Source organism: Stenotrophobium rhamnosiphilum (assembly GCF_003052265.1).
Lineage (GTDB): Bacteria > Pseudomonadota > Gammaproteobacteria > Nevskiales > Nevskiaceae > Stenotrophobium > Stenotrophobium rhamnosiphilum.
Genome location: NZ_QANS01000002.1, coordinates 558,767 through 578,499, shown reverse-complemented (window position 1 = coordinate 578,499; position 19,733 = coordinate 558,767). Strand labels below are relative to the sequence as shown.

Sequence of the window (19,733 nt, the reverse complement as noted above, 5' to 3'; positions counted from 1 at the left end):
TTGAAGTCACAGCGGGGGCTCTGTATAAAGATTGCATCAATAACGGTGTGATTCCATGACAAAGCCCTTTTTTGCAGACGCGCGTTCAGCCAATAACAAACCTATTCGAGTGATCGAAGGGCAGGGCGTTTCTTTGGAAGCGTTCAAGAGTTGGATCGCCGAGCAACGAGATCAGATCGAAATCGAATGGGTGCGTCACGGCGCGCTACGTTTTCGTGGCTTTGATTTGCTGGGTGCCAGCGATTTTGAACAGGTCGCGATGGCGCTGGAACCTGATTTAAAAAACGACTATCTCGGCACTTCGCCACGCAATGCGCGTAGCCAATATGTTTTCACCGCTTCCGAGTTGCCGCCGTTTTACCCGATTGCGCAGCACAGCGAGATGAGCTTTTTGCCTTCAGCTCCGCGCAAATTATTTTTCCACTGCACCATTGCCCCGGGAAAGAATGGCGAAACACCAACGGTTGATTGGCGCGCAGTGTGGCGTGATCTTCCTGCGGAAATGCGTGAGACATTCGCCGCTCGCCGTGTTCGCAATATCCGCAATTACGACGGCCCAGACAGTCCCAAGGGCCGCGATCTCTGGCAGCTCAAGCGTTGGGATGAGTTATTCAGCACAACCGACACCGTCCTCGTTGAACGTAAAGCTGAAGCGCAGGGCTTGCGCTGCGAATGGTTGGCGCAAGGACGTCTTCGTTTAATCAACGATCAAGTTGCGATGCGTGAGCATCCGGTGACCGGTGAAACCGCGTGGTTCAATCACACGCAGGTGTTTCACGTTGCAGCTGCAGCGTTAGAGTACGCCTACATTCTTCGCCATCAAAAAAATCCACGTGCGATTTTTTACTGGGCACTGACTAGCGCATTAACCACACTCAAGCAGCGCATGAAATCGTCGTTGGAACAGCCGATGCATGTGACGCATGCTGACGGTGGAGAAGTGGATCCACGCCACGTTCGTATTTTGGTTGAAACCATCTGGAAACATTTGGTCATTGAGACTTGGCATGAGGGCGATATTCTCGCGATCGACAATCGCTCGACCGGTCATGGCCGCATGCCTTTTCATGGTCCTCGTGAGGTGCTGGTCGCCTGGACTGGCACGTGAACAACGAAGCTTTACCTACGTTGCAGTTCAGCCCCGCGGCTGCGCTGGTTTTGCAGGGCATTCTCGCGCTGGTTATTTTTGGCGTAGCGCTGGAGCTTTCGTTTGCAGACTTTCGCCGTTTGCTGTCGCAGCCCAAGCCCGTTTTTGCAGCACTGTTCTCACAGTTGTTGGTGTTGCCACTGCTGACCTTTGGCTTGATCTGGGTTTTAGATCCTTCACCGGGTTTGGCGCTGGGTTTGATGATGACTGCGGCCTGTCCCGGCGGAAACATGTCGAATTTGTTGACGCATTGGAGTGGTGGACGCACTTCGGTGTCGATGAGCGCTACAACGATTTCCAGTTTGATCTCACCCATCACAACGCCGCTCACCTTCGCGTTGTTAGGTGGTCTGCATCCCGCAACGCAAGCGGCCTTGCAAGAGATTCGCGTGCCTGCGCTTGAACTGGTGATGACGATTGCCGTGGCGCTGATGCTGCCACTACTTGCAGGCATGACCTTAGCAAGCAAAAAGCCTGAACTCGCAAAACGATTGCTGATGCCGCTGCGACGTTTTGGCTTGATCGTTTTCTTTGGATTTGTAGTCGTCGCACTCGCTGCAAACGGTCGACTATTCCTGCACGTGATCTCGACGCTATTCGTCTTGGTGCTGCTGCATAACCTGTTGGCAATGGTCAGCGGCTATGGTGTCGGCGCTTTGTTTCGCGTCTCCGAAGGTGAGCGTCGCGCCATCACGTTTGAAACCGGCATTCACAACACGGCGCTGGGCCTGACGTTGGTGTTCAGCTATTTCCCTACACAGACCAATATGATTTTGGTTTTAGGTTGGTGGGGTGTGTGGCAGTTGGGCACTGGTGGTGTGTTGGCTTGGCTTTGGGCCAGAAGAAGGCCAGCAGCGAGCAGCGTTTACAGATAAATCACAGAAACAAAAAAGCCCAGACAAAAGTCTGGGCTCTGAAACGAACAGCGCGCCGAGATTAAGGCACGCCCGCAATCGCCTTATTAAGTGGCAAGCGACCAATCGCGGTGTCCGTCAGGCTGCCGAAGTACAACCACTCGCGATATTCGCGCACGCTGGTGATTGGGCCATAAGCGCCTTTACCTTCGTATTGCAGGTTGGCGATGACCTTGCCATTGAGATCAAGACCCAAAGCAAACGCGAGTGAGCTGGGTTTAGGTTGCAGGAACTTAGGCAGGCGATAAACCACTTTGCGCAGCCATTCATTGCCAGGCAACAGCGTCTTGTCGAGCATGGCATCGCGGGGCGCGACGAGCGCTACCCAGAAACGGTTTTCGCCGTTGAAGCTGATGTTGTCTGGGAAGCCAGGCAGGTTGTCGATGAATACATCTTGCGTGCCCGCCTTTTCGCCCTTGAGCCAGTAACGCAGCACGCGGTACTCGCTGGTCTCATTCACCAAGATGTAAGCCTCATCTGGGCCCAGCGCGACGCCGTTAGCAAAGTGCACGCCCTTCATCAGCGTTTTCACTTCTTGGGTTTTGGGATCGTATGAGAACACGCGACCATTGGCGCCATGCTCAAGCAGGTCGGACATGTGATTGCCGTAACCAAAGCGGTCAGAAGCGTCGGTGAAATAAACCATGCCGCTGCGGCCAGCGACGGCATCATCAGCAAAGCCATATTTCTGACCATCGGCTTCTGTGCTGATGGTTTCGATATCAACACCTTTGACGCTGTTGACCATGAAGCCCTTGATGGCGTCAGCGATAAACACGCTGCCGTCATCCGCAACGCCAAGGCCGAGAGGGCGGCCACCGGTGTTGCCGAGTTTGGTTTGATTCTTGAAGTCAGGCGAGAAGCGCACGACGTCGCCATTGGCGAAGCCCGCATAGACGCTGCCTTCGCTATCCAGATTGATGCCTTCAGGACCGACGCCATAGCCTTCGGCCATGCGTTCGATGTCTTTGAGCTTCTCGTTATAGGCGTATGGGCCTTCGGAGAGGCTGGGGGCAGGCGGTGGTGTCCACGCCTGTGGCTGAATTGGCACTGGCCAAAACAGTAGGTAAATGGCGGCAACGGCTACGAGTACCAAGGCCGAAATTAATGCTTTCATATGCTCCCCTCTGCATGCACTCTATATTGAGCGTGTGATGTTTATCTACGGTTCCGCGAGCGCTATTGTGCCTGCGATAACTGTTACTAAATGTTTACTATAATTTAATTTATAAGACAATTAACAAGCAACCCATGCTAGATCATGACAGAGCCGGACATAAGCCTCATTTACCGGGAACGCCGTGGAGCTAAACCTCGGGCATTTGTTTAAGATGCTCTGCTCAAATTCAGGTCGCTTAAAAGCGGATCAAAAATAATTGTTTTAGGGGGCTAGATGTCTACGCAAAAAAACCCAGTCGAAATGTTGATGCAGTGGGCCAAAGAGCGCCCGAGCACCCCTTGGTTGTTCCAGCCCGTCAATGGCGCGTGGAAAAGCTACACCTGGGCAGAGGCAGAGTCCCAAGTGCGATCGATGGCCACCGCGCTCAAGTCGCTGGGCTTTCCGGCTGGCACGGCCATCGCGATCTCAGGCCGTAACACCGCGCATTGGTTCTTCGCGGATTTGGCCATCAGCATGGCGGGCTACGTCAGCGTCGGTCTGTATCCGAAGCAGTCGGTAGATGCCGTTAAATACATTCTGAATCACTGCGAAGCCAAGGTCGTTTTCATCGGCCCGATGCCAGACGCGGATGATTTTGCAAAGGGTTTGCCAGCAGGCATTCTCAAGATTGGTTTCCCTTACGCTGATCTCGGCATTGCCTGCGATCACCAGTGGGATGACTTGGTGAAGAAGAGCGAGCCGTTCTCCGGCTACACGCCGCCAGATCCAAAGCAGCTCGCAACACTGGTTTACACCTCAGGCACCACGGGCAATCCCAAGGGCGTGATGATCACTGGCGAGAACATGGCATTCGCCACGATGGGTTTGATGAAAACCATGCCAGCAGTCGGCACTGAGAAATTCTTCTCCTACCTGCCACTCGCGCACATGTTTGAGCGCGGCGCATTGGAACTTGCCAGCATTTATCTCGGCGCGCAGGTTTACTTCAACGAGAACATCGAGAAGCTCGCAGAGCAGCTCAAAGAAGTGGCGCCAACGCGTTTCTTCGGCGTGCCTTTGGTCTACAGCCGCATTCAAGGTGGCGTGTTGAGAAAGCTGCCACAGGAAAAACTGGAACGCCTGCTGAAGATTCCTTTGCTGTCGAGCTTCATCAAGAAAAAGATCAAGACCGGCGCTGGTCTGCAGAACGTGCGCTATATGTTTGTAGGCGCTGCACCAATGCCGATGCCACTGATGAAGTGGTTCGAAAAACTCGGCCTCACCGTGCTGCAAGGCTACGGCATGACCGAGAACAGCATCTACGCAACCGCCAACCTGCCTAAAGCAAATCGCTTTGGCTCAGTAGGCCGCGCGATGCCGGGCGCAGATATGCGCATTTCGGAAGAAGGCGAGATTCAATACAAGCACGCAGGCGTGATGGCCGGTTATTACAAAGAGCCCGAGAAAACCGTCGAAACGTTTACCGCTGATGGCTGGCTGCGCACCGGCGACAAAGGTCGCGTTGATGCAGAAGGCTATCTCTACATCACCGGTCGCGTGAAAGACATCTTCAAAACGCTCAAGGGCAAGTACGTTGCTCCAGCACCAATTGAAGGCTCACTGGCGCGCAACACGGATATCGACCAGATGTGTTTTGTCGGTACTGGTCTGACGCAGCCGATCATGACCGTGACGCTGACACCAGAAGCGCAGAAGAAATCACGTGGCGATGTTGAAGCCGGCCTCATTGCAGATATGAAAGTCGTCAACGAAACGCTCGAACCGCACGAAGAAATTGCCAAGTGCCTCATCCTCAAAGAGAGCTGGACCATCGACAACGGCATGATGACGCCGACGATGAAGGTCAAGCGCAATGAAGTTGAAAAACGCTTCCTGCCACTGATCGAGAAGCACGCGCAGAATCGCGACAAGATTGGTTGGGAATAAAGCACACCGTTTAAACAGAAATGCCGCTCATTGAGCGGCATTTCTGTTTGTGAGCATCGTTATTTATTACTGCGCAAAGATCACCGTCTTATTGCCATCTACAATCACACGATCTTCCACGTGCCAACGCACGGCGCGGGCAAGAACCTGACGTTCGAGATCACGACCCAAACGTTTGAGATCGCCAATCGAATGGCGATGCGAAACGCGCGCGGTGTCTTGCTCAATGATCGGGCCTTGATCCAACTCTGCCGTCACGTAATGCGCCGTCGCACCAATGATCTTCACGCCGTGCTTATACGCCTGCAGGTAGGGATCAGCACCTGCGAATGCGGGCAAGAAGGAGTGATGAATATTGACGATGCGGCTGGGATAATGTGAAACGAAATCACCTGTCAGCACACGCATATAACGTGCGAGCACGATGAAGTCGGTCTGATCTTTTAGCAGCGCCAGCATTTTTGCTTCAGCCTCTGCATGCGTTTCAGCCGTCACCGGCACGTGCTCAAAGCGCACGCCAAAACTCTCGACAGCCGCACGCAGGTCAGCGTGATTCGAAATCACCATCGGGATATCGACCTGCAACTCTCCACGTTGCCAGCGCCACAGCAATTCCATCAGCGCGTGATCATGCTTGGATACGAGCACCGCCATGCGCGGACGCTCACTGGCCTGTGTGATGTGCCACTGCATGCCGAAAGGTTTAGCGACGACATCACCAAAAGCCTGACGCAGTGCGCTGATCGAAACATCTAGCGTTGGCGTTTGAAATTCCAAACGCAAAAAGAATTTGCCGCCGCTGGGATCAGACGAATGCTGATCCAGCTCGGTGATATTCACGCCGTGGTGATACAAAAAAGTAGTGACAGCCGAAACGATGCCGGGACGATCCGGGCAGGTAATCAGCAGGCGGGCGGTGGTTTCAGGCTGGGTAGTCACGGCGGCACATAGACGGCGATGGGGCGGCTATTCTGCCCAAGCGCTCGTCTAAGGCCAACTATTGCAGCGGCGGCAGGGTCTTTGGCGCGTCTGCGGGAGGCTTACTGTAGTAGGCAATGCGCGCGACATAGGGGTTGCCGCTGCTGTCATGCACGTTAGAGATACCGCGATATTCCAGCAGTTTGCGCGTCTTGGCTTCGTAGCTGAGTTCCAGCGGGTCAATCACAAAACGCAGCATGGAATCGGGCTCCACACGAAAGCGAACGATCGGTGCGCTCTCGAAGCTGCCGTCTTCAATGCGCTTGATGCGGAATTTAAAGGCGTCGAGATTGCCAGCAGCCACGAGTTTGAAAGCAATGGTTTTGCCCGCCATCAATTCAGCAAAGTTGGCGCGGATATAAGCGTGAAAGCCGGAGTCAGCAGCCATCGCTGCGGCCCGATCAACTTGCTTGCGTTCCACTGGTTTGTCGCTGCCGCTGCGCTTAAAAATCTCCACCTTATCGCCAGTGATGGCGCTAATGCCTTCTTCGAAACCATCGCGATTGAGGACGAGGTGATACAGCGGGATGTAATTGTCTTTGGAGAAATCCAACGTCTTATTGCCGATCTGTTTTCCCTGCGCATCGAAGTACTTCATCGTGCCGCCAAGCCAGCGATCACCGTTTGAGCGCTGCTCATGCACTTCGGTATAGAGGTATTTGCCGCTCTTCTGATCATAGGCGTAGCCATAAAAGCGCTGCACTTCATCGCCTGCTGCTGAAGCGGGCAGGGCGCTAACGAGCAATAGCACGGCTAATATTTTTTTGAGCATGAGAATTCTGAACTCTTAGTTTTTAGCGTTTATTGAACAGGTAATGCGCCACGCCCCATTCGTTGCCCTTGTTATAGCCGAACAATTCCGCCACGGCCATATAAAACATGCGCCAGCGATTGAACCAGATCACGGCATCCTTCTCGCCATAGCCTGCACGGAAGACGTTCATGATCTCGGCTTTCTTGGCATCCATGCCATCCAGCCAGTGGTTGGAGGTTTTCTCATAATGCGTGCCTGAGACCCACCATTGTTGCTGGAGTTTCACATCGTCTTGAAAATTCAGCAGCAGATTTTCACTAGGCATAGTGCCGCCGGTGAAGAAGTACTGGCTCATCCAATCGCTGCCGTCCTTTACTTCAAAGTGGTAGGCGAGAAGCTTGTGCACGAAGATATGAACAAACAATTTCGCATCCGCATTCATCCAGCGCGAAACCTTTTTGAGCAACAGACCGTAGTTCTTCATGTGCTCAAACATTTCAATCGACATCACGCGATCAAAACCGTATTGCAGTTGCTCGGCAGGGATTTCGAAATCGACAATGTTGCCAGTAAGGATGGTCAGATTATTAAAGCCACGTTCTTTGGCGCGGCGCATGATGAACTCGCGCTGGCCATGAGAGTTCGAGAGGCCAACAATCTGTGAGTTCGGATATTTCTCTGCCAGCCATAGCGACAGCGAGCCCCAGCCACAGCCCAGATCAAGAATGCGTAAGCCATTCTTGAGTTGCGCACGCTCCGCATAGAGCGAAAACATTTTCTCCTCAGCCTGCGCCAGCGTTTCATTGCCGTTGGTGTAAAGCGCGCAGGAGTATTTGAGGCGAGGGCCAAGGTGCAGATGAAAGAATTCTGCGGGCACTTCGTAGTGTTGTTCGTTGGCGGCTTTTGTTTCTACCGCAATCGGGCTGACGCGTAGCTCATCCAGAAAATCGTTAAAGCGACGCGAACGTTCTTCGCCATCGCCTGCAGACTCATCGACCAAACGCTGCGCCATCAACTTGCGCATCGCTGCGCGAGTGAGCACATCGGGGACATAGCCTTTTTCTACGAGATCGATTGGGTTCATGTTTTTAGTCAGTAATGAAAGTGTGGTGTGTCTTTAAGCTCCCTCTCCGCACTGTCGTGGGGAGAGGGAACAAGAGTCGAATTCAGTCTTTTGGCGGCCAGGGAATCAGCGCGCTGGTTGTTCGAATGTAATCGGCATAACCCGGTTTCCGCTTTGCCATTTCTTCTTCAAGAATCGGCATGCCTGAAAGCTTGGTGAGCAAAAACGCCATCACCAGCGGAGCGACAAGCGAGGTCCAACCCCATGGCGCACTGAGTGCCAGCGGCAAATACGCCACCCAATGCAAACACTCAAAGAAATAATTGGGATGTCGCGACCAACGCCATAAGCCTTCGCGACAGACGCGGCCTTTATTGGCTGGGTTATTCCGAAACGCTTCCATCTGCGAATCCGCGATCGCTTCGCCAATCACGGATAGGAGCCAGATCAGGCCCGCCGCAACGATCGCAAGTGAAGACGGCGCATCGGGCCGATACGCAATCGCGATAAAAGCGCTGCCAGAGAGGAGCAGCGTGAAGATGTTCTGAAATTGGAAGAACCAGAACATATTGAAGTTAGCGCGTGAGCCCCATTTCTCGCGGAACTCGGCATAGCGAAAGTCTTCTGGCTTGCCGTAGTTGCGCCGCCACAGATGCGTGCCCAAACGCAGACCCCAGAGTCCGCCCATGAGTCCAAGCACGGTACGTGTGCTTTCCGGTGCGCTACCCACGGTCGCATAAAACACAGCCAACCCGCCCAGTGTCCACGCCCAGATTGCATCCACCAGCCCTGCGTTACGGGTGCGTAGTTGCATCAGCCAGGCCACGGTCTTGGCGCTGACCACAATCACAACACTGATCCAGAAGGCGTTTAGTGGGCTCATAGGTCTCAAATCGTTAAACTTGCTTATAGACAATACGAGGACAACACGAAAATGGATTTAAACCAAGCGAAAAAAGTTTTGGAAACCGGCATCAAGTTCGTTGAGCGCTCCGGCCTCAAGGTGCTGGAACTCGAAAAAGGCCGGGTTAAATGCCAGATGCCCTTTGCAGGCAACGGCAACCACATCGGCACCATGTACGCCGGTGCGCTGTACACGCTCGCCGAAATCCCCGGCGGCGCGTTGTTCCTCTCCAGTTTCGATGTCGCCCGCTATTTCCCCATCGTGCGCGAACAGACCATCAAATTCCTCAAACCAGTGACTACTGATGTCACCATCGAGATCAGCATCAGCGACGCGCGCATCGCCGAACTGCAAGCCGAGGCGGATGCCAAGGGTAAGGCTGAGTTTGTATTGGAAGGCGAGATTAAAACCGCTGACGGCACGACCGTCGCGACGAGCAGCGGCATTTATCAGCTGCGCGCAAACGCACGTAAGCCCAGCTAGTGTCGAAGGCGGTCTGTCATCTACACGCGTTATAGCGAAACAGACCGCACCTTCGAAATGAAGTCGCGCATATAAGGTTTATTGGCGAGACTCTCTGGCATCGCTGCGTGCAGTTCGCACTTTAAGCCATTCGGCCCCAATGATTTTCCAACAACGTAGCCGCGATCCAGATAGGGCTTCACGCTCCACTCTGGAAGTGCGGCGATGCCTCTTCCGCTTGCAACGAGCTGCAGAATCGCTACGGTCAGTTCTACATTTCTACGCTTGGCTTTGATGCGTGCAGGTGCGAGGAAGTGGCGAACGACGTCGAGCATTTCGTCATCGACCGGATAACTGATCAGCGTTTCTGATTGGAAATCTTTGGGCTGTAGAAAAGGTTTATCTGCGAGCGGATGTTTGGGCGACAGGATCGCCAAAGTCTCGTAGGTGAAAAGATGTTCGGTGACGATGCCTGCACGTGCAGCAGGCTTATCGTGAATTACGGCGAAGTCTGCTGTGCTGCCTTCGACCAATGAGATCGGTTCAGTATGAAAGCCGCTGACGAGATCGAGTTCGACTTCGGGCCAGTGTTCACGGAATGCATCCATCGCTGGCATCAGCCAGTCGAAACAGGTATGGCATTCGACGGCAACGCGCAGTTCGCCGCTGCGGCCAGAGACCCATTGTGAAATTTCGCGCTCGGCGTCTGAGGTGAGTGAAGTCACTTCGCGCGCGAGTGCCAACAGTCGCGCGCCCGCCTGTGTGAAGCGCAAGGGTTTGGTGTTGCGTTCAAACAATGGCGAGCCGTAATGCGTCTCCAGCGCCTTGAGCTGATGCGAGAGCGCGGACTGCGTTACGAACACGCGATCTGCGGCTTTGGCCAGCGATCCTGTGTCTGAAAGCGCGAGAATCGTCTGCAAGTGACGGATTTCTAAGGGAGATTGTGACATGAATTTAATTCACATTAATTAGTAAATCTGTGAGATTGAATAATACATGACCGTAACCGAGCATGCGCGCCTGTCCAAATCGGGTTTCGCACATGTCTACCGCTCACATCCTCGGCTTCCCCCGCATCGGCGCTCGCCGCGAACTTAAAGCAGCTACCGAGGCGCATTGGAAAGGCACGCTTGATCAGGCCGGCCTAAAAGAAACGGCGAAAGAACTACGTCGTCGTCATTGGGATCTGCAGAAAGCTGCGGGCCTCGATTACGTGACAGTGGGTGATTTCGCGTTCTACGACCACTTGCACAACGTCACGGCCTTATTCGGTGCCGCACCCAAACGTTTCGATCTAACCAGCGTCGATCTGTCCGGCTATTTCGCAATGGCTCGCGGCACCCCGCAACAACCGGCGTTGGCGATGAAGAAGTGGTTCAACACTAACTACCACTATCTCGTTCCTGAGATTGGTGCCGAAACGCAGTTCAAGCTGAATCGTGATTGGCTGTTGCCAGAAGTGAGCGAAGCACGCGAGCTGGGGCACGCGGTGAAAGTTGTGCTGCCAGGGCCGCTGACGTGGCTATGGCTGTCCTCTGCAGAAGCGGGCTTCGACAAACTCACGCTGCTGTCCTCGCTGCTCAATTCTTACTGGGTGCTGCTCGGCGATCTGAAAGCGCAGGGCGTGGAGTGGGTGCAGATTGATGAACCGATTCTGTCGCTCGATCTGCCACAGGATTGGCTGGCTGCATATCCAATAGTGTTCCGCGAACTCTGCACAGCGGGTTCCAAAGTTCTGCTCGCCACTTACTTCGGCGATGTCTCTGCGCATGCGGAGTTGCTGAAGAGAATTCCGATTGATGGCCTGCACCTCGATTTGGTGCGTGCACCCGCACAGCTTGATGCGTTCCTGAAAGATTGGCCTGAGAACAAGGTGCTGTCTGCTGGCGTCATTGATGGACGTAATTTGTGGCGCAGCGATCTGGCCAGAGCATTAACGACGCTGCACGAAATCAAAGCCGTGCTTGGCGAACGTCTGTGGATTTCTGCGTCAAGCTCATTGCTGCATGTCCCGCACGATTTGGCGCAGGAAACAAAACTTGATCCGCGTATCAAGAACTGGATGGCATTCGCTAATCAGAAGCTCGATGAACTGGCACTACTCAAGCGCGCCATGAATGAAGGCGAAGCGGGTGTGTGGAAAGAACTTCAGGTGGCTGCGAAAGCGATTGAAGATCGCCGCAATGCGCCGAGCACCAAGCGCGCGGATATTCGTGCGCGTGTTGCGGCGTTGAAGGACAGCGATACCGAACGCCAGTCAGTGTTTGGCAAGCGCATCGCGGCCCAGCAAGCAGTTCTTAATTTGCCAAAGCTGCCAACGACGACAATCGGATCTTTCCCGCAGACGGCGGAAATCCGAAATGCACGTGCTTCATTCAAAGCGGGCAAGCTCAGTGAAGCGGATTACATCGCTGCAATGAAAGCCGAGATCAAATTTGTAGTCGACAAGCAGGAGCAGCTCGACATCGATGTGCTCGTCCATGGCGAGCCTGAGCGCAATGACATGGTTGAGTACTTCGGCGAGCAGATGGACGGCTACGCCTTCACTCAGCTTGGCTGGGTGCAGAGCTATGGCTCACGCTGCGTGAAACCGCCAGTGATTTACGGTGATGTCTCACGCCCCAAGGCGATGACGGTCGAGTGGACGAAGTATGCGCAGAGCCTGACGACGAAGCCGATGAAGGGCATGCTCAGCGGCCCACTGACGATGCTGTTCTGGAGTTTCGTGCGCGATGATCTGCCGAAGCGTGATGTTGCTTTGCAGTTGGCGCTCGCGCTGCGTGATGAAGTTGTTGATCTCGAAGCCGCGGGTATCAAGGTGATTCAGATTGATGAACCAACAATCCGCGAAGGTCTGCCGTTGAAGAAAGCCGATTGGCCGGAGTATCTCGACTGGGCGGTTCGCGCCTTCCGCATTACTGCTTCTGGTGTGCGTGACGAAACGCAGATCCACACGCACATGTGCTACTCGGAGTTCAACGATATTCTGCCGTCGATTGCGGCGCTGGATGCTGACGTCATCACCATCGAAACTTCACGCGCTCGCATGAAGCTGCTTGATGGCTTTGCCGAGTTCAAATATCCGAATGACATCGGCCCGGGCCTCTACGACATTCACTCGCCGCGTGTGCCAGCAGCAGATGAAATGAAGACGCTGTTGCAACGTGCGCTGGCGGTAGTTCCGGCTGAACGTCTTTGGGTGAATCCAGACTGCGGGCTCAAGACCCGTGCTTGGCCAGAAACCGAAGCAGCGCTGGAGCGCATGGTGGCAACTGCAAAAGAAATGCGCGCGACCTTGACCTAGCCATGTTTCATTTTGCTAAATCCAGTCGCGGGGCAAAGAGCGGTGTGATCAAGAAAGGTCTGATCACCTTACATATGAGGCAAGTCATGTCAGTAGAGAATGAGCAGTCGATACGAGTGGAGAGAGCTGTGGAAAGCTCACTTGCGCAGAAGAGTTCGGTCATTCAAATGTATGGCAAGAAGCAAGATTTCGCTGCAGAGCTGCCAATGTTTGATGCCGAGTATCACGTGGCAGGATTTTGCTCGTGCTGTATGCGCGGAGAGTAGTTCCAGAAAATAAAAAAGCCCAGATCACTCTGGGCTTTTTTGTTGTTCTGCGGCGTCAAACCATTTTGACGCTTAACACTGACTTATCGTGCTGCAACCGCCGGATTCGAAATGATCACTTCGACACGACGATTAGCCTGACGACCAGCTTCAGTTTTGTTATCCGCAATCGGCGAGTTGTAACCCGAACCGACAGCCGTAACACGCTGGGCATCAATTCCATGACCGGTGAGATAAGCCGCAACTGAATCCGCACGACGCTGTGACAGCGCCTGATTCAACGCTTCGCCGCCACGATTATCGGTATGACCTTCGATGCGTACAGTACGATCTGGAGCCTGTGCGAGAAAAGTCGTTAAGCGATTCAGCTTGGAAGCACCGCCTGCTTTGAGATCAGAGCGACCCGTAGAGAACAGAACGTCGCCTAGCGTTAATACCATGCCGCGATCTGTTTTCTTCGCTTCTAGTGCCAGCAACTGCGCCTGAAGAGCATCATTCTTTTGATTGATGCTGTCGCTTTGTGCTTGTAGCTGGTTGTTTCTCATGTTGGCGTTGTCAGCCTGAGATTTCAGCTCGCTGCTCTTGATAGCGGCCGCATCATTTTCTGCCTGCAGCATGTTGTTTGCACGCTTGGCAGAATCTGCTTCGCGTGTGCGGGCATCCAACTGGATCTGACTATTCTGTTCGCTGAGCGCTTTGCGTTGCTCTTCAGTGAAATTGGTTTGAGCGTTGGCTCTTGCGATATTGATCTTCTGATCCGCCAGATAAACCAGATGCGCGGTTACTGAAGGGTCTTTCTGTTCTTGCTCTGCTTGAGAAACGGCATCTGCAGCATCTTTCATCGCTACGGGTGCGCGGTTTGCCAGCTTTGGATCAGATTGCAACTCAGTCAGATTGGCGCGAACGCGGGTAACACCCGGGTCTTTCGTTTCATGTCCTGCACAAGATGCTAGCAGTACGCCCGTGCTGCCGATAACGGCAACCAAGAAGGTGCTGCGAATGACGCTGCTCATATTATTAAATTTCATGGTTTAGCCTCCCGTATTGCGTTGTGTTTCTTGGCGCAGCGCCTTGCCATTCTTTTGCAGTTCTTGATTCACTGCATTGGCTTTGCCGAGGCGTGCTTTTGATGTGGCCAGATCAGCGTCGGCGCGTGCTTCATCAGCAAGGCGACGTGACTCGGTCATATCTTTGTCATCTTTCTTCAAGGCGGCGGCGTGTGCGGCGGCCAACTTTTCACGGGCAGTACGCATTTCAAGCGGAGCAAATTCAGCGCCGCTTTCTTTTTCAGCGCTGGCTACAGAAATGTCTGCAGCCTGTAGGGTGTCAAGTGGTGGCTGTGGGGTGCTAGCGCAAGCGGCAAGAGCGAGTACTCCGCCCATCAATAGAACGCGAAGGGGGACGAGGTGTAGTTTCATGGTGAACTCCTTAAATGCTTGCGCGGACTTAGCGCGATATCGGATTGGGGGCGAAACTCGCCGCCGATTCGTTGAGCTTAGTTTTACGCTCAAGCCATTAAGGTGTCCGTGTGTAAGCGTACATAGCGCTACTTCTTGCGCATTCGCTCAGTGACGTCCATGCCAATGCCACGATAACCAGAGTAATGGCCAGATCGATCAAAGATCGGCTCTCCACTCACTTGAAAATATTGCAGCGAGCCGTCGGCATTGGTTCTGCTGTAAACAAAATCCAGAAATGGCTTTCGGGCCGCAATATTGGCCTCAAGAGCGGCGAGTTCAATTTCGTTCCATCGAACTCCTTGTGCATCTGTTTGCGTGTGCGCTACGCCTTCCCCACGGATGCCAAGCATTTCCATTGCTGGGCCGGACACATTAGTAAAATGTCCGTTCACATCCTGTTCCCAATACCAGTCAGAAGATAATTCTGTGAGGCGGTGAAAGCGTTCTTCGCTTGCACGCAGTTCGGCAGTTCTCTCAAGTACGGTTTGTTCCAGCACCAAATTGTGGTTTTCGATCTGCTGATACAACAGGCGAACTTCCAGCATGTTGTGTATGCGTGCTTTCACTTCAACCAAATCAAAAGGCTTGCTGATGAAATCTTTGGCGCCCGCTTGCAACGCTCGCAATTTATGGCCGGGCTGAGCAGTAATCACCAGAACAGCAACATAGCGCTCGGTCTCAATCGTCTTGAGTCCTTCCAATACAGCAAACCCATCCATGCCGGGCATCAATAGATCGAGCAGGATCAAGTCATAGTGGTTTTTGCGGTGCAGCTCGCAAACTTCAGTCGGATCCATCGTGGAGGAGACACGGGTATAGCCCGCGGTATCTAGCATTTGGTGCAGCAAGCGCACATTGGCTTCCAGATCATCAACGATCAGGATTTTGGCATTCAGAATATCGGCGGCGTTGATCATCGGGCTGTTAAGTCTTTTGTGTCTTCAGCCCTTGCGCTGGTGAATTCCAAGGCTTCGTCGAGTGCGGCCATGAACGCATCAACTTTGATCGGCTTGGTCAAATAGCGAAAGAACCCGGCTTCTAATCCCTTGCGAATGTCATGGGGCATTGCGTTGGCACTGATTGCAATAACCGGGATGTGTTCTGTTACCGGATCATCACGCAAGATTGCCAGCGCGCGGATGCCGCTGATGCCCGGCAAGTTGATGTCCATCAAGATCAATTCAGGCAGTTGCTCACGCGCGATCTTGATGCCTAGGGTGGCGTCACCCGCGCTTAATAGACGTGTGCTTGGACGTCGGGCAATAAGTTGTTCGACTAATTTGAGATTGGCCGGGTTGTCTTCCACGTAGAGGATCGTGCGAGTCGCAGCATTGTGCTCTGCGATTGATATTGGTTGTTCTTGTTCTGCAATGAGCGGTTCGTTTAGCAGCGGTTCCGCTGCTCGAACTAATTCAACCCAGAAAACACTGCCTTTCCCAATGGTGCTTTGAACGCCAATCGTTCCGCCCATTAACTCCACCAGACGTTTGGTCATTACCAGGCCTATTCCCGTTCCTTCTTCGCCACTGTTTTCTTGTCCGAGTCGGTTGAATGGTTGAAACAGTTGCTCCATCTTTTCCTGCGTGAGCCCGTGGCCCGAATCCGTAACACTAATCCGCACTCGCTCAGGAGATTTCACAGCACAATCAACGATGACTGTTCCGCCAGCATTGTTGTACTTGATGGCATTGGACAGAAGGTTGATCAAGACCTGCTTAACGCGCGTACGGTCAGCATGTACAAAGCAAGTTTCTTGTAGGTTGTAAAAGTTCATCGTGATGCCGTGCTTTTGCGCCTGCGGTTCGATCATTGATTGGCAATCGATCAACACTTCGTCGAGCGACATTGGCTCTTTCGACAGCAGCAACTTTCCAGACTCAATTAAGGCCAGATCTAAAATTTCGTTGATCAGATCCAACAGATACCAGCCTGCTTGAAGAATTTGCCCGGTGCTTTCTTTCTGAGATGGCGTTTGTGGGACCGGATCAGACTCCATCAACTGAGCAAAGCCGAGAATCGCGTTCAGCGGCGAGCGCAGTTCATGGCTCATGTTGGAAAGGAAATCTGATTTCGCGAGGTTGGCTTTTTCAGCAACCGCTTTAGCGCTATTGAGCTCATCCTCGATCTGCTTGCGTACGGAGTTATCCGCGCCAATCAGCAGGTATCCAATCAGATCATCGTAGTCGTCACGCAATGCTGTGATCGAAACTACTGCAGGGAAGCGGCTGCCGTCTTTACAGATATAAGTCAGATCGTAGCTATCTTCGATGCCGCGTGAGGCCTTAAACGCTAGCGCTTCAAAGCCCGGGGTGATCGTGGCTGAAAGTTCCAAGCTCAATGACTTTGCACGCGCCATCACTTCTTCTGGATCGTGCATGTCGCTGGGCTTGATCTTGTTGACTACCTCAGCAGCCGAATAACCCAGCATGCGTTCCGCACCGACATTGAATAACTGGATGATGCCTTTCTCATCGGTGGCGATGATGGAGAAGTTTGCGCTGGTCAGAATTGCATTCTGTAGGGCTCCGGTTTTCAGCAACGCTTCCTGCCGCAGAGATTCGCTTACGTTTTCGGCCGCGCTGGAGTTGGTGGAATTCTTGAGCGAGATAGTGGATTCGGACATGATTCTGGTCTTCAGTGGTGCGGTGCATCGGGGAGCAAACGATTAAATTCAGTTTTAACCACGACGTAACATTCGCAAACATGCGAGTTCAAACCGGCGCGGTCCAGAACGGTGATGTGGCCGCGGCGATAGCTAATAACGCCTTTGTGCTTAAGGTTTCCGGCTGCTTCAGTCACGCTCTCTCGACGCACGCCAAGCATGCTGGCGATCAATTCCTGCGTCATCACTAAATCATTCGTGGGCATGCGATCCAGTGTGAGCAGCAGCCATCGGCACAGTTGTTGCTCCATCGAGTGATGGCGATTGCATGCGCCGGTTTGAGCAATTTGCGTGATGAGGGCTTGGGTGTAGCGCAGTAAAAGACGCGCGATGGGACCGTCACGATGGAATTGTTCAAGTAGAACTTTGACGGGTAAGCGGTAACCGATGCCGCCGGTTTGTACTAACGCTCTGCTGGGTGTGGTGAGGCCGCCCATGAACAACGATATGCCCAACATACCTTCGTTGCCGACGCCTGCGATCTCCGCGGCGGCGCCGTTCTCCATGACGTATTGCAGAGAGACGATTGAGGTAGTGGGGAAGTAAGCATGCTGCATTGGCGAGCCGGATTCGCACAGAACCTCGCCTAAGCGCATCGGAACTTGTTCGAGATGTGACGCCAGCTGTCTGAACTCATTCGCGGGGAGTGCGGCGAGAAGATGATTTTGGAGGGGGCTGGGTGTCAGCAGTGACGCTGTTTTTGAGACGACAGCGCGATGGGCTTCCTGCCCTTGCAACACAACTGGCAATTGATTCTCCCGTAGGACAAAAGAGCCAAGTTGTTGCAGCCATCAGAGTTGCTCGAACACGCCGATAAGACAGTGTGAGGTGCATAGGCTGATTCTTCTGTGGGCTACCGTACAGACGGCATTTGGCACGACTGAAGCAATCTTCAAAGGAATGAATTGATCTACGGCCAAGCCCATAAGGTGCCGTCGCACCTTATGGGTTGGGTCTGCTTATTCTGCTGGCGGTACAACCACGATGGTCGTGCCGTTTTCGCCAGTTTTACCTTGAGTGCCCTGTGCGCCCGTGTAGCCAGTGTTGCCCTGATTACCCTGATCGCCGGTCATGCCCTGTTCTCCGGAATTGCCTCTGGCACCTTGGTCGCCTGGAGCGCCTTGTGGACCAGCTGGTCCCGGAACAGGAGCTGGGGTCACCACTATTGGCGTTGGAGCCGGGCGGTCACAAGCACTCAGTCCAAGTGCCATCACGATTGCTAAAGGAATTGCATATTTCATGTCTGCACCTACATTCATGGGTGGGGCAAAGCTGCCTGCGCCATTGTCGGCAGCCAATTCTCAGTTCTCTGTTCGCTAGGGCACGTTCATCAGTGCCTAAAGATATTTCTCGCTTTGTACGAAACAGAACAGAACAAATTCAGTTTAGGACTCAGGCTTGGCTCAAGGTTTTCCTATTCTTGAAGTTGAGCTGCCATGATTATTCTTATCTTTGTGCTGGCAGTGCCGATGCTTCTATGGGCGGCGCTAGGTTTTGAGGGATTTGGCCAACGCACAAGCGCAGTGGCCCGGGTGGCGTTTGTGGGTTTGATACTCGCAGCCGGCAGTGCCTACAGCATTGCGCAAGCTATGGCGCATTGAGCAGAGAAGCTCACAATGACTCTGCTCCAAGTCTCAAAAGTCACAGCGGGCATTATTTTTAGTATTTCTGTTCTTGCACAGGCGCAAGAACATTCACCTCAGATCGCGAGGCCGACAGCAGTTTCCGAAGCGAATGCTGATGCGATTAAATCGGAAGATCTGACTAAGACTTCAACGCCGGTAGCATTAATCTATAGGGTATTTGAAACCGCAGTGACACCGCGTCCATGGTGTCTTTGTGCGTTGAGCAAAGAAGAAGAAATATTTCTCAGACAGTACGAGCCCTAGCTATCTGACGTCCATGCTGAACGTGGCCCAATCCGGATTTTGGCTACAACGAATATAAGTAAGCGGTGGGTGAGTGCCGCGTGTGATGCGAATCTGGGTGGGTGAAATCACCTTATAGACGGGATCATCCACGATCGCAGTATTCAACAGCCAATCACCTGGCTCCAGACAACCTGACAAGCCACAGAAAGTCACTGAATAAAGTCCATCATCAGCGGGCTTTATCTGCACGCCCCAATAATCATCGCAGCGATTCTTCCAGATGCCTGCGTATTGGGTAGATTGATCAGAGCATCCTGCAAAAATTAGGCAGACAGCAAGCGGAGCACAAGAAAATAAATTACGCCTTAAGAACGCTGGCGCACGGATATCTATACGCGCATTCGGTAATTTGAATGCATGATGAAATACACGCTCACGTTGTTGTTGATGGGATCTTGCGCAATTGCGCATGCCGGACCGATTCATCGCTGTGTCGATCATCAAGGTCAACTGACTTTTCAAAACAACCCTTGTCCAAACATTGAAGCAAAATTGGCCAAGTTTCAGCCTGATGAGCGATCGGCCACGACGTGGAGCCGTAAGCAAAACAGAATGGACTCTCATGCTGAAGGCCAACGCGTGCAAAAAGTGCTGCGAGCCAATAAAGCCGAAACATCTGCTCTGGACGCAAGCAACCGGCGTCGATGCCAGAGTGCGCTTCGAGAAGCAAGAATGTGTGGAAGGTTCGCTGGCATGTTTTCCTGTGGCGAGCGTGGATTCCAACGCGAAGAGCCCACTGCTAAAAACAGCGTCGATCTATTGCTAGCAGTGAAGGGCGGTGGTGAGGCGAACATGCAGCGGTGTGTAGAGCAGGCGTCGGAATAACCGCATTAAACGTGGCG

General features: G+C 53.1%; 19 protein-coding genes. 7 read left to right on the top strand and 12 right to left on the bottom strand.

The genetic code is table 11. From position 1 onward, the window contains the following. Window positions 1–55 precede the first annotated feature (55 nt). Both CJD38_RS06625 and CJD38_RS06620 read left to right on the top strand, forming a co-directional pair. Window positions 56–1,108 (top strand): TauD/TfdA family dioxygenase, encoded by a 1,053-nt coding sequence (locus CJD38_RS06625; RefSeq protein ID WP_107939512.1) that lies wholly within the window; start codon window positions 56–58, stop codon window positions 1,106–1,108. Continuing rightward, window positions 1,105–2,022 carry a bile acid:sodium symporter family protein gene (locus CJD38_RS06620; RefSeq protein WP_161554178.1) on the top strand — a complete coding sequence of 306 codons (918 nt, stop codon included), beginning with the start codon at window positions 1,105–1,107 and terminating at the stop codon, window positions 2,020–2,022. Before CJD38_RS06625 ends, CJD38_RS06620 begins: the two co-directional genes overlap by 4 nt. 61 nt (window positions 2,023–2,083) lie before the next feature. Here the strand turns inward: CJD38_RS06620 and CJD38_RS06615 are convergent, their stop codons facing one another. Continuing rightward, complete coding sequence (locus CJD38_RS06615; RefSeq protein ID WP_107939510.1) at window positions 2,084–3,178, bottom strand: strictosidine synthase family protein; 1,095 nt, start codon at window positions 3,176–3,178, stop codon at window positions 2,084–2,086. A gap of 276 nt (window positions 3,179–3,454) precedes the next feature. Here CJD38_RS06615 and CJD38_RS06610 point away from each other — a divergent pair, with 276 nt between their 5' ends. Continuing rightward, window positions 3,455–5,107: an AMP-binding protein gene (locus tag CJD38_RS06610; protein ID WP_107939509.1), complete on the top strand. Its 1,653-nt coding sequence runs from the start codon at window positions 3,455–3,457 to the stop codon at window positions 5,105–5,107. Window positions 5,108–5,173: 66 nt separating this feature from the next. Here CJD38_RS06610 and purU read toward each other — a convergent pair whose 3' ends face one another. The 4 genes from purU to CJD38_RS06590 form a co-directional block, all read right to left on the bottom strand. Beyond that, window positions 5,174–6,046 carry a formyltetrahydrofolate deformylase gene (gene purU, locus CJD38_RS06605; protein WP_107939508.1) on the bottom strand — a complete coding sequence of 291 codons (873 nt, stop codon included), beginning with the start codon at window positions 6,044–6,046 and terminating at the stop codon, window positions 5,174–5,176. A gap of 58 nt (window positions 6,047–6,104) precedes the next feature. Further along, entirely contained in the window at window positions 6,105–6,857 is a 753-nt protein-coding gene (locus CJD38_RS06600; RefSeq protein WP_107939507.1) for a hypothetical protein, read from the bottom strand. Between the two features lie 22 nt (window positions 6,858–6,879). After that, window positions 6,880–7,923: an SAM-dependent methyltransferase gene (locus CJD38_RS06595; protein WP_107939506.1), complete on the bottom strand. Its 1,044-nt coding sequence runs from the start codon at window positions 7,921–7,923 to the stop codon at window positions 6,880–6,882. 82 nt (window positions 7,924–8,005) lie between these two features. Then, on the bottom strand, window positions 8,006–8,785 hold the full coding sequence (locus CJD38_RS06590) for a DUF1295 domain-containing protein (protein ID WP_107939505.1): 780 nt from the start codon (window positions 8,783–8,785) through the stop codon (window positions 8,006–8,008). A 51-nt stretch (window positions 8,786–8,836) separates the two neighbouring features. Between CJD38_RS06590 and CJD38_RS06585 the strand changes: the two genes are divergently transcribed. Next, on the top strand, window positions 8,837–9,289 hold the full coding sequence (locus tag CJD38_RS06585) for a PaaI family thioesterase (protein WP_107939504.1): 453 nt from the start codon (window positions 8,837–8,839) through the stop codon (window positions 9,287–9,289). A 29-nt stretch (window positions 9,290–9,318) separates the two neighbouring features. On the opposite strand, the gene CJD38_RS06580 is transcribed toward CJD38_RS06585, so the two are convergent. Further along, complete coding sequence (locus CJD38_RS06580; RefSeq protein WP_107939503.1) at window positions 9,319–10,218, bottom strand: LysR family transcriptional regulator; 900 nt, start codon at window positions 10,216–10,218, stop codon at window positions 9,319–9,321. Window positions 10,219–10,310: 92 nt separating this feature from the next. On the opposite strand from CJD38_RS06580, the gene metE reads away from it, so the two are divergent. Continuing rightward, window positions 10,311–12,572 carry a 5-methyltetrahydropteroyltriglutamate--homocysteine S-methyltransferase gene (metE, locus tag CJD38_RS06575; protein ID WP_107939502.1) on the top strand — a complete coding sequence of 754 codons (2,262 nt, stop codon included), beginning with the start codon at window positions 10,311–10,313 and terminating at the stop codon, window positions 12,570–12,572. A 349-nt stretch (window positions 12,573–12,921) separates the two neighbouring features. Here the strand turns inward: metE and CJD38_RS06565 are convergent, their stop codons facing one another. The 6 genes from CJD38_RS06565 to CJD38_RS06540 form a co-directional block, all read right to left on the bottom strand. Further along, window positions 12,922–13,866 (bottom strand): OmpA family protein, encoded by a 945-nt coding sequence (locus CJD38_RS06565; protein ID WP_107939500.1) that lies wholly within the window; start codon window positions 13,864–13,866, stop codon window positions 12,922–12,924. Between the two features lie 3 nt (window positions 13,867–13,869). Beyond that, a complete protein-coding gene (locus tag CJD38_RS06560; protein WP_107939499.1) occupies window positions 13,870–14,256 on the bottom strand; it encodes a DUF4398 domain-containing protein in 387 nt (128 codons plus the stop codon). 128 nt (window positions 14,257–14,384) lie between these two features. Beyond that, complete coding sequence (locus tag CJD38_RS06555) at window positions 14,385–15,215, bottom strand: response regulator (RefSeq protein ID WP_107939498.1); 831 nt, start codon at window positions 15,213–15,215, stop codon at window positions 14,385–14,387. Beyond that, window positions 15,212–16,921 carry a hybrid sensor histidine kinase/response regulator gene (locus CJD38_RS06550; protein ID WP_107939497.1) on the bottom strand — a complete coding sequence of 570 codons (1,710 nt, stop codon included), beginning with the start codon at window positions 16,919–16,921 and terminating at the stop codon, window positions 15,212–15,214. The genes CJD38_RS06555 and CJD38_RS06550 overlap by 4 nt, the downstream gene beginning before the upstream one ends. Before the next feature lie 11 nt (window positions 16,922–16,932). Beyond that, window positions 16,933–17,709 (bottom strand): Crp/Fnr family transcriptional regulator, encoded by a 777-nt coding sequence (locus CJD38_RS06545; protein WP_436295481.1) that lies wholly within the window; start codon window positions 17,707–17,709, stop codon window positions 16,933–16,935. Between the two features lie 210 nt (window positions 17,710–17,919). Next, window positions 17,920–18,201 (bottom strand): collagen-like protein, encoded by a 282-nt coding sequence (locus tag CJD38_RS06540; protein ID WP_107939730.1) that lies wholly within the window; start codon window positions 18,199–18,201, stop codon window positions 17,920–17,922. A 375-nt stretch (window positions 18,202–18,576) separates the two neighbouring features. On the opposite strand from CJD38_RS06540, the gene CJD38_RS06535 reads away from it, so the two are divergent. Both CJD38_RS06535 and CJD38_RS06530 read left to right on the top strand, forming a co-directional pair. Then, window positions 18,577–18,849, top strand: coding sequence for a hypothetical protein (locus tag CJD38_RS06535; RefSeq protein WP_107939495.1), 273 nt, complete (start codon window positions 18,577–18,579; stop codon window positions 18,847–18,849). A gap of 402 nt (window positions 18,850–19,251) precedes the next feature. After that, on the top strand, window positions 19,252–19,716 hold the full coding sequence (locus CJD38_RS06530) for a DUF4124 domain-containing protein (RefSeq protein ID WP_161554177.1): 465 nt from the start codon (window positions 19,252–19,254) through the stop codon (window positions 19,714–19,716). Window positions 19,717–19,733: the final 17 nt, after the last annotated feature.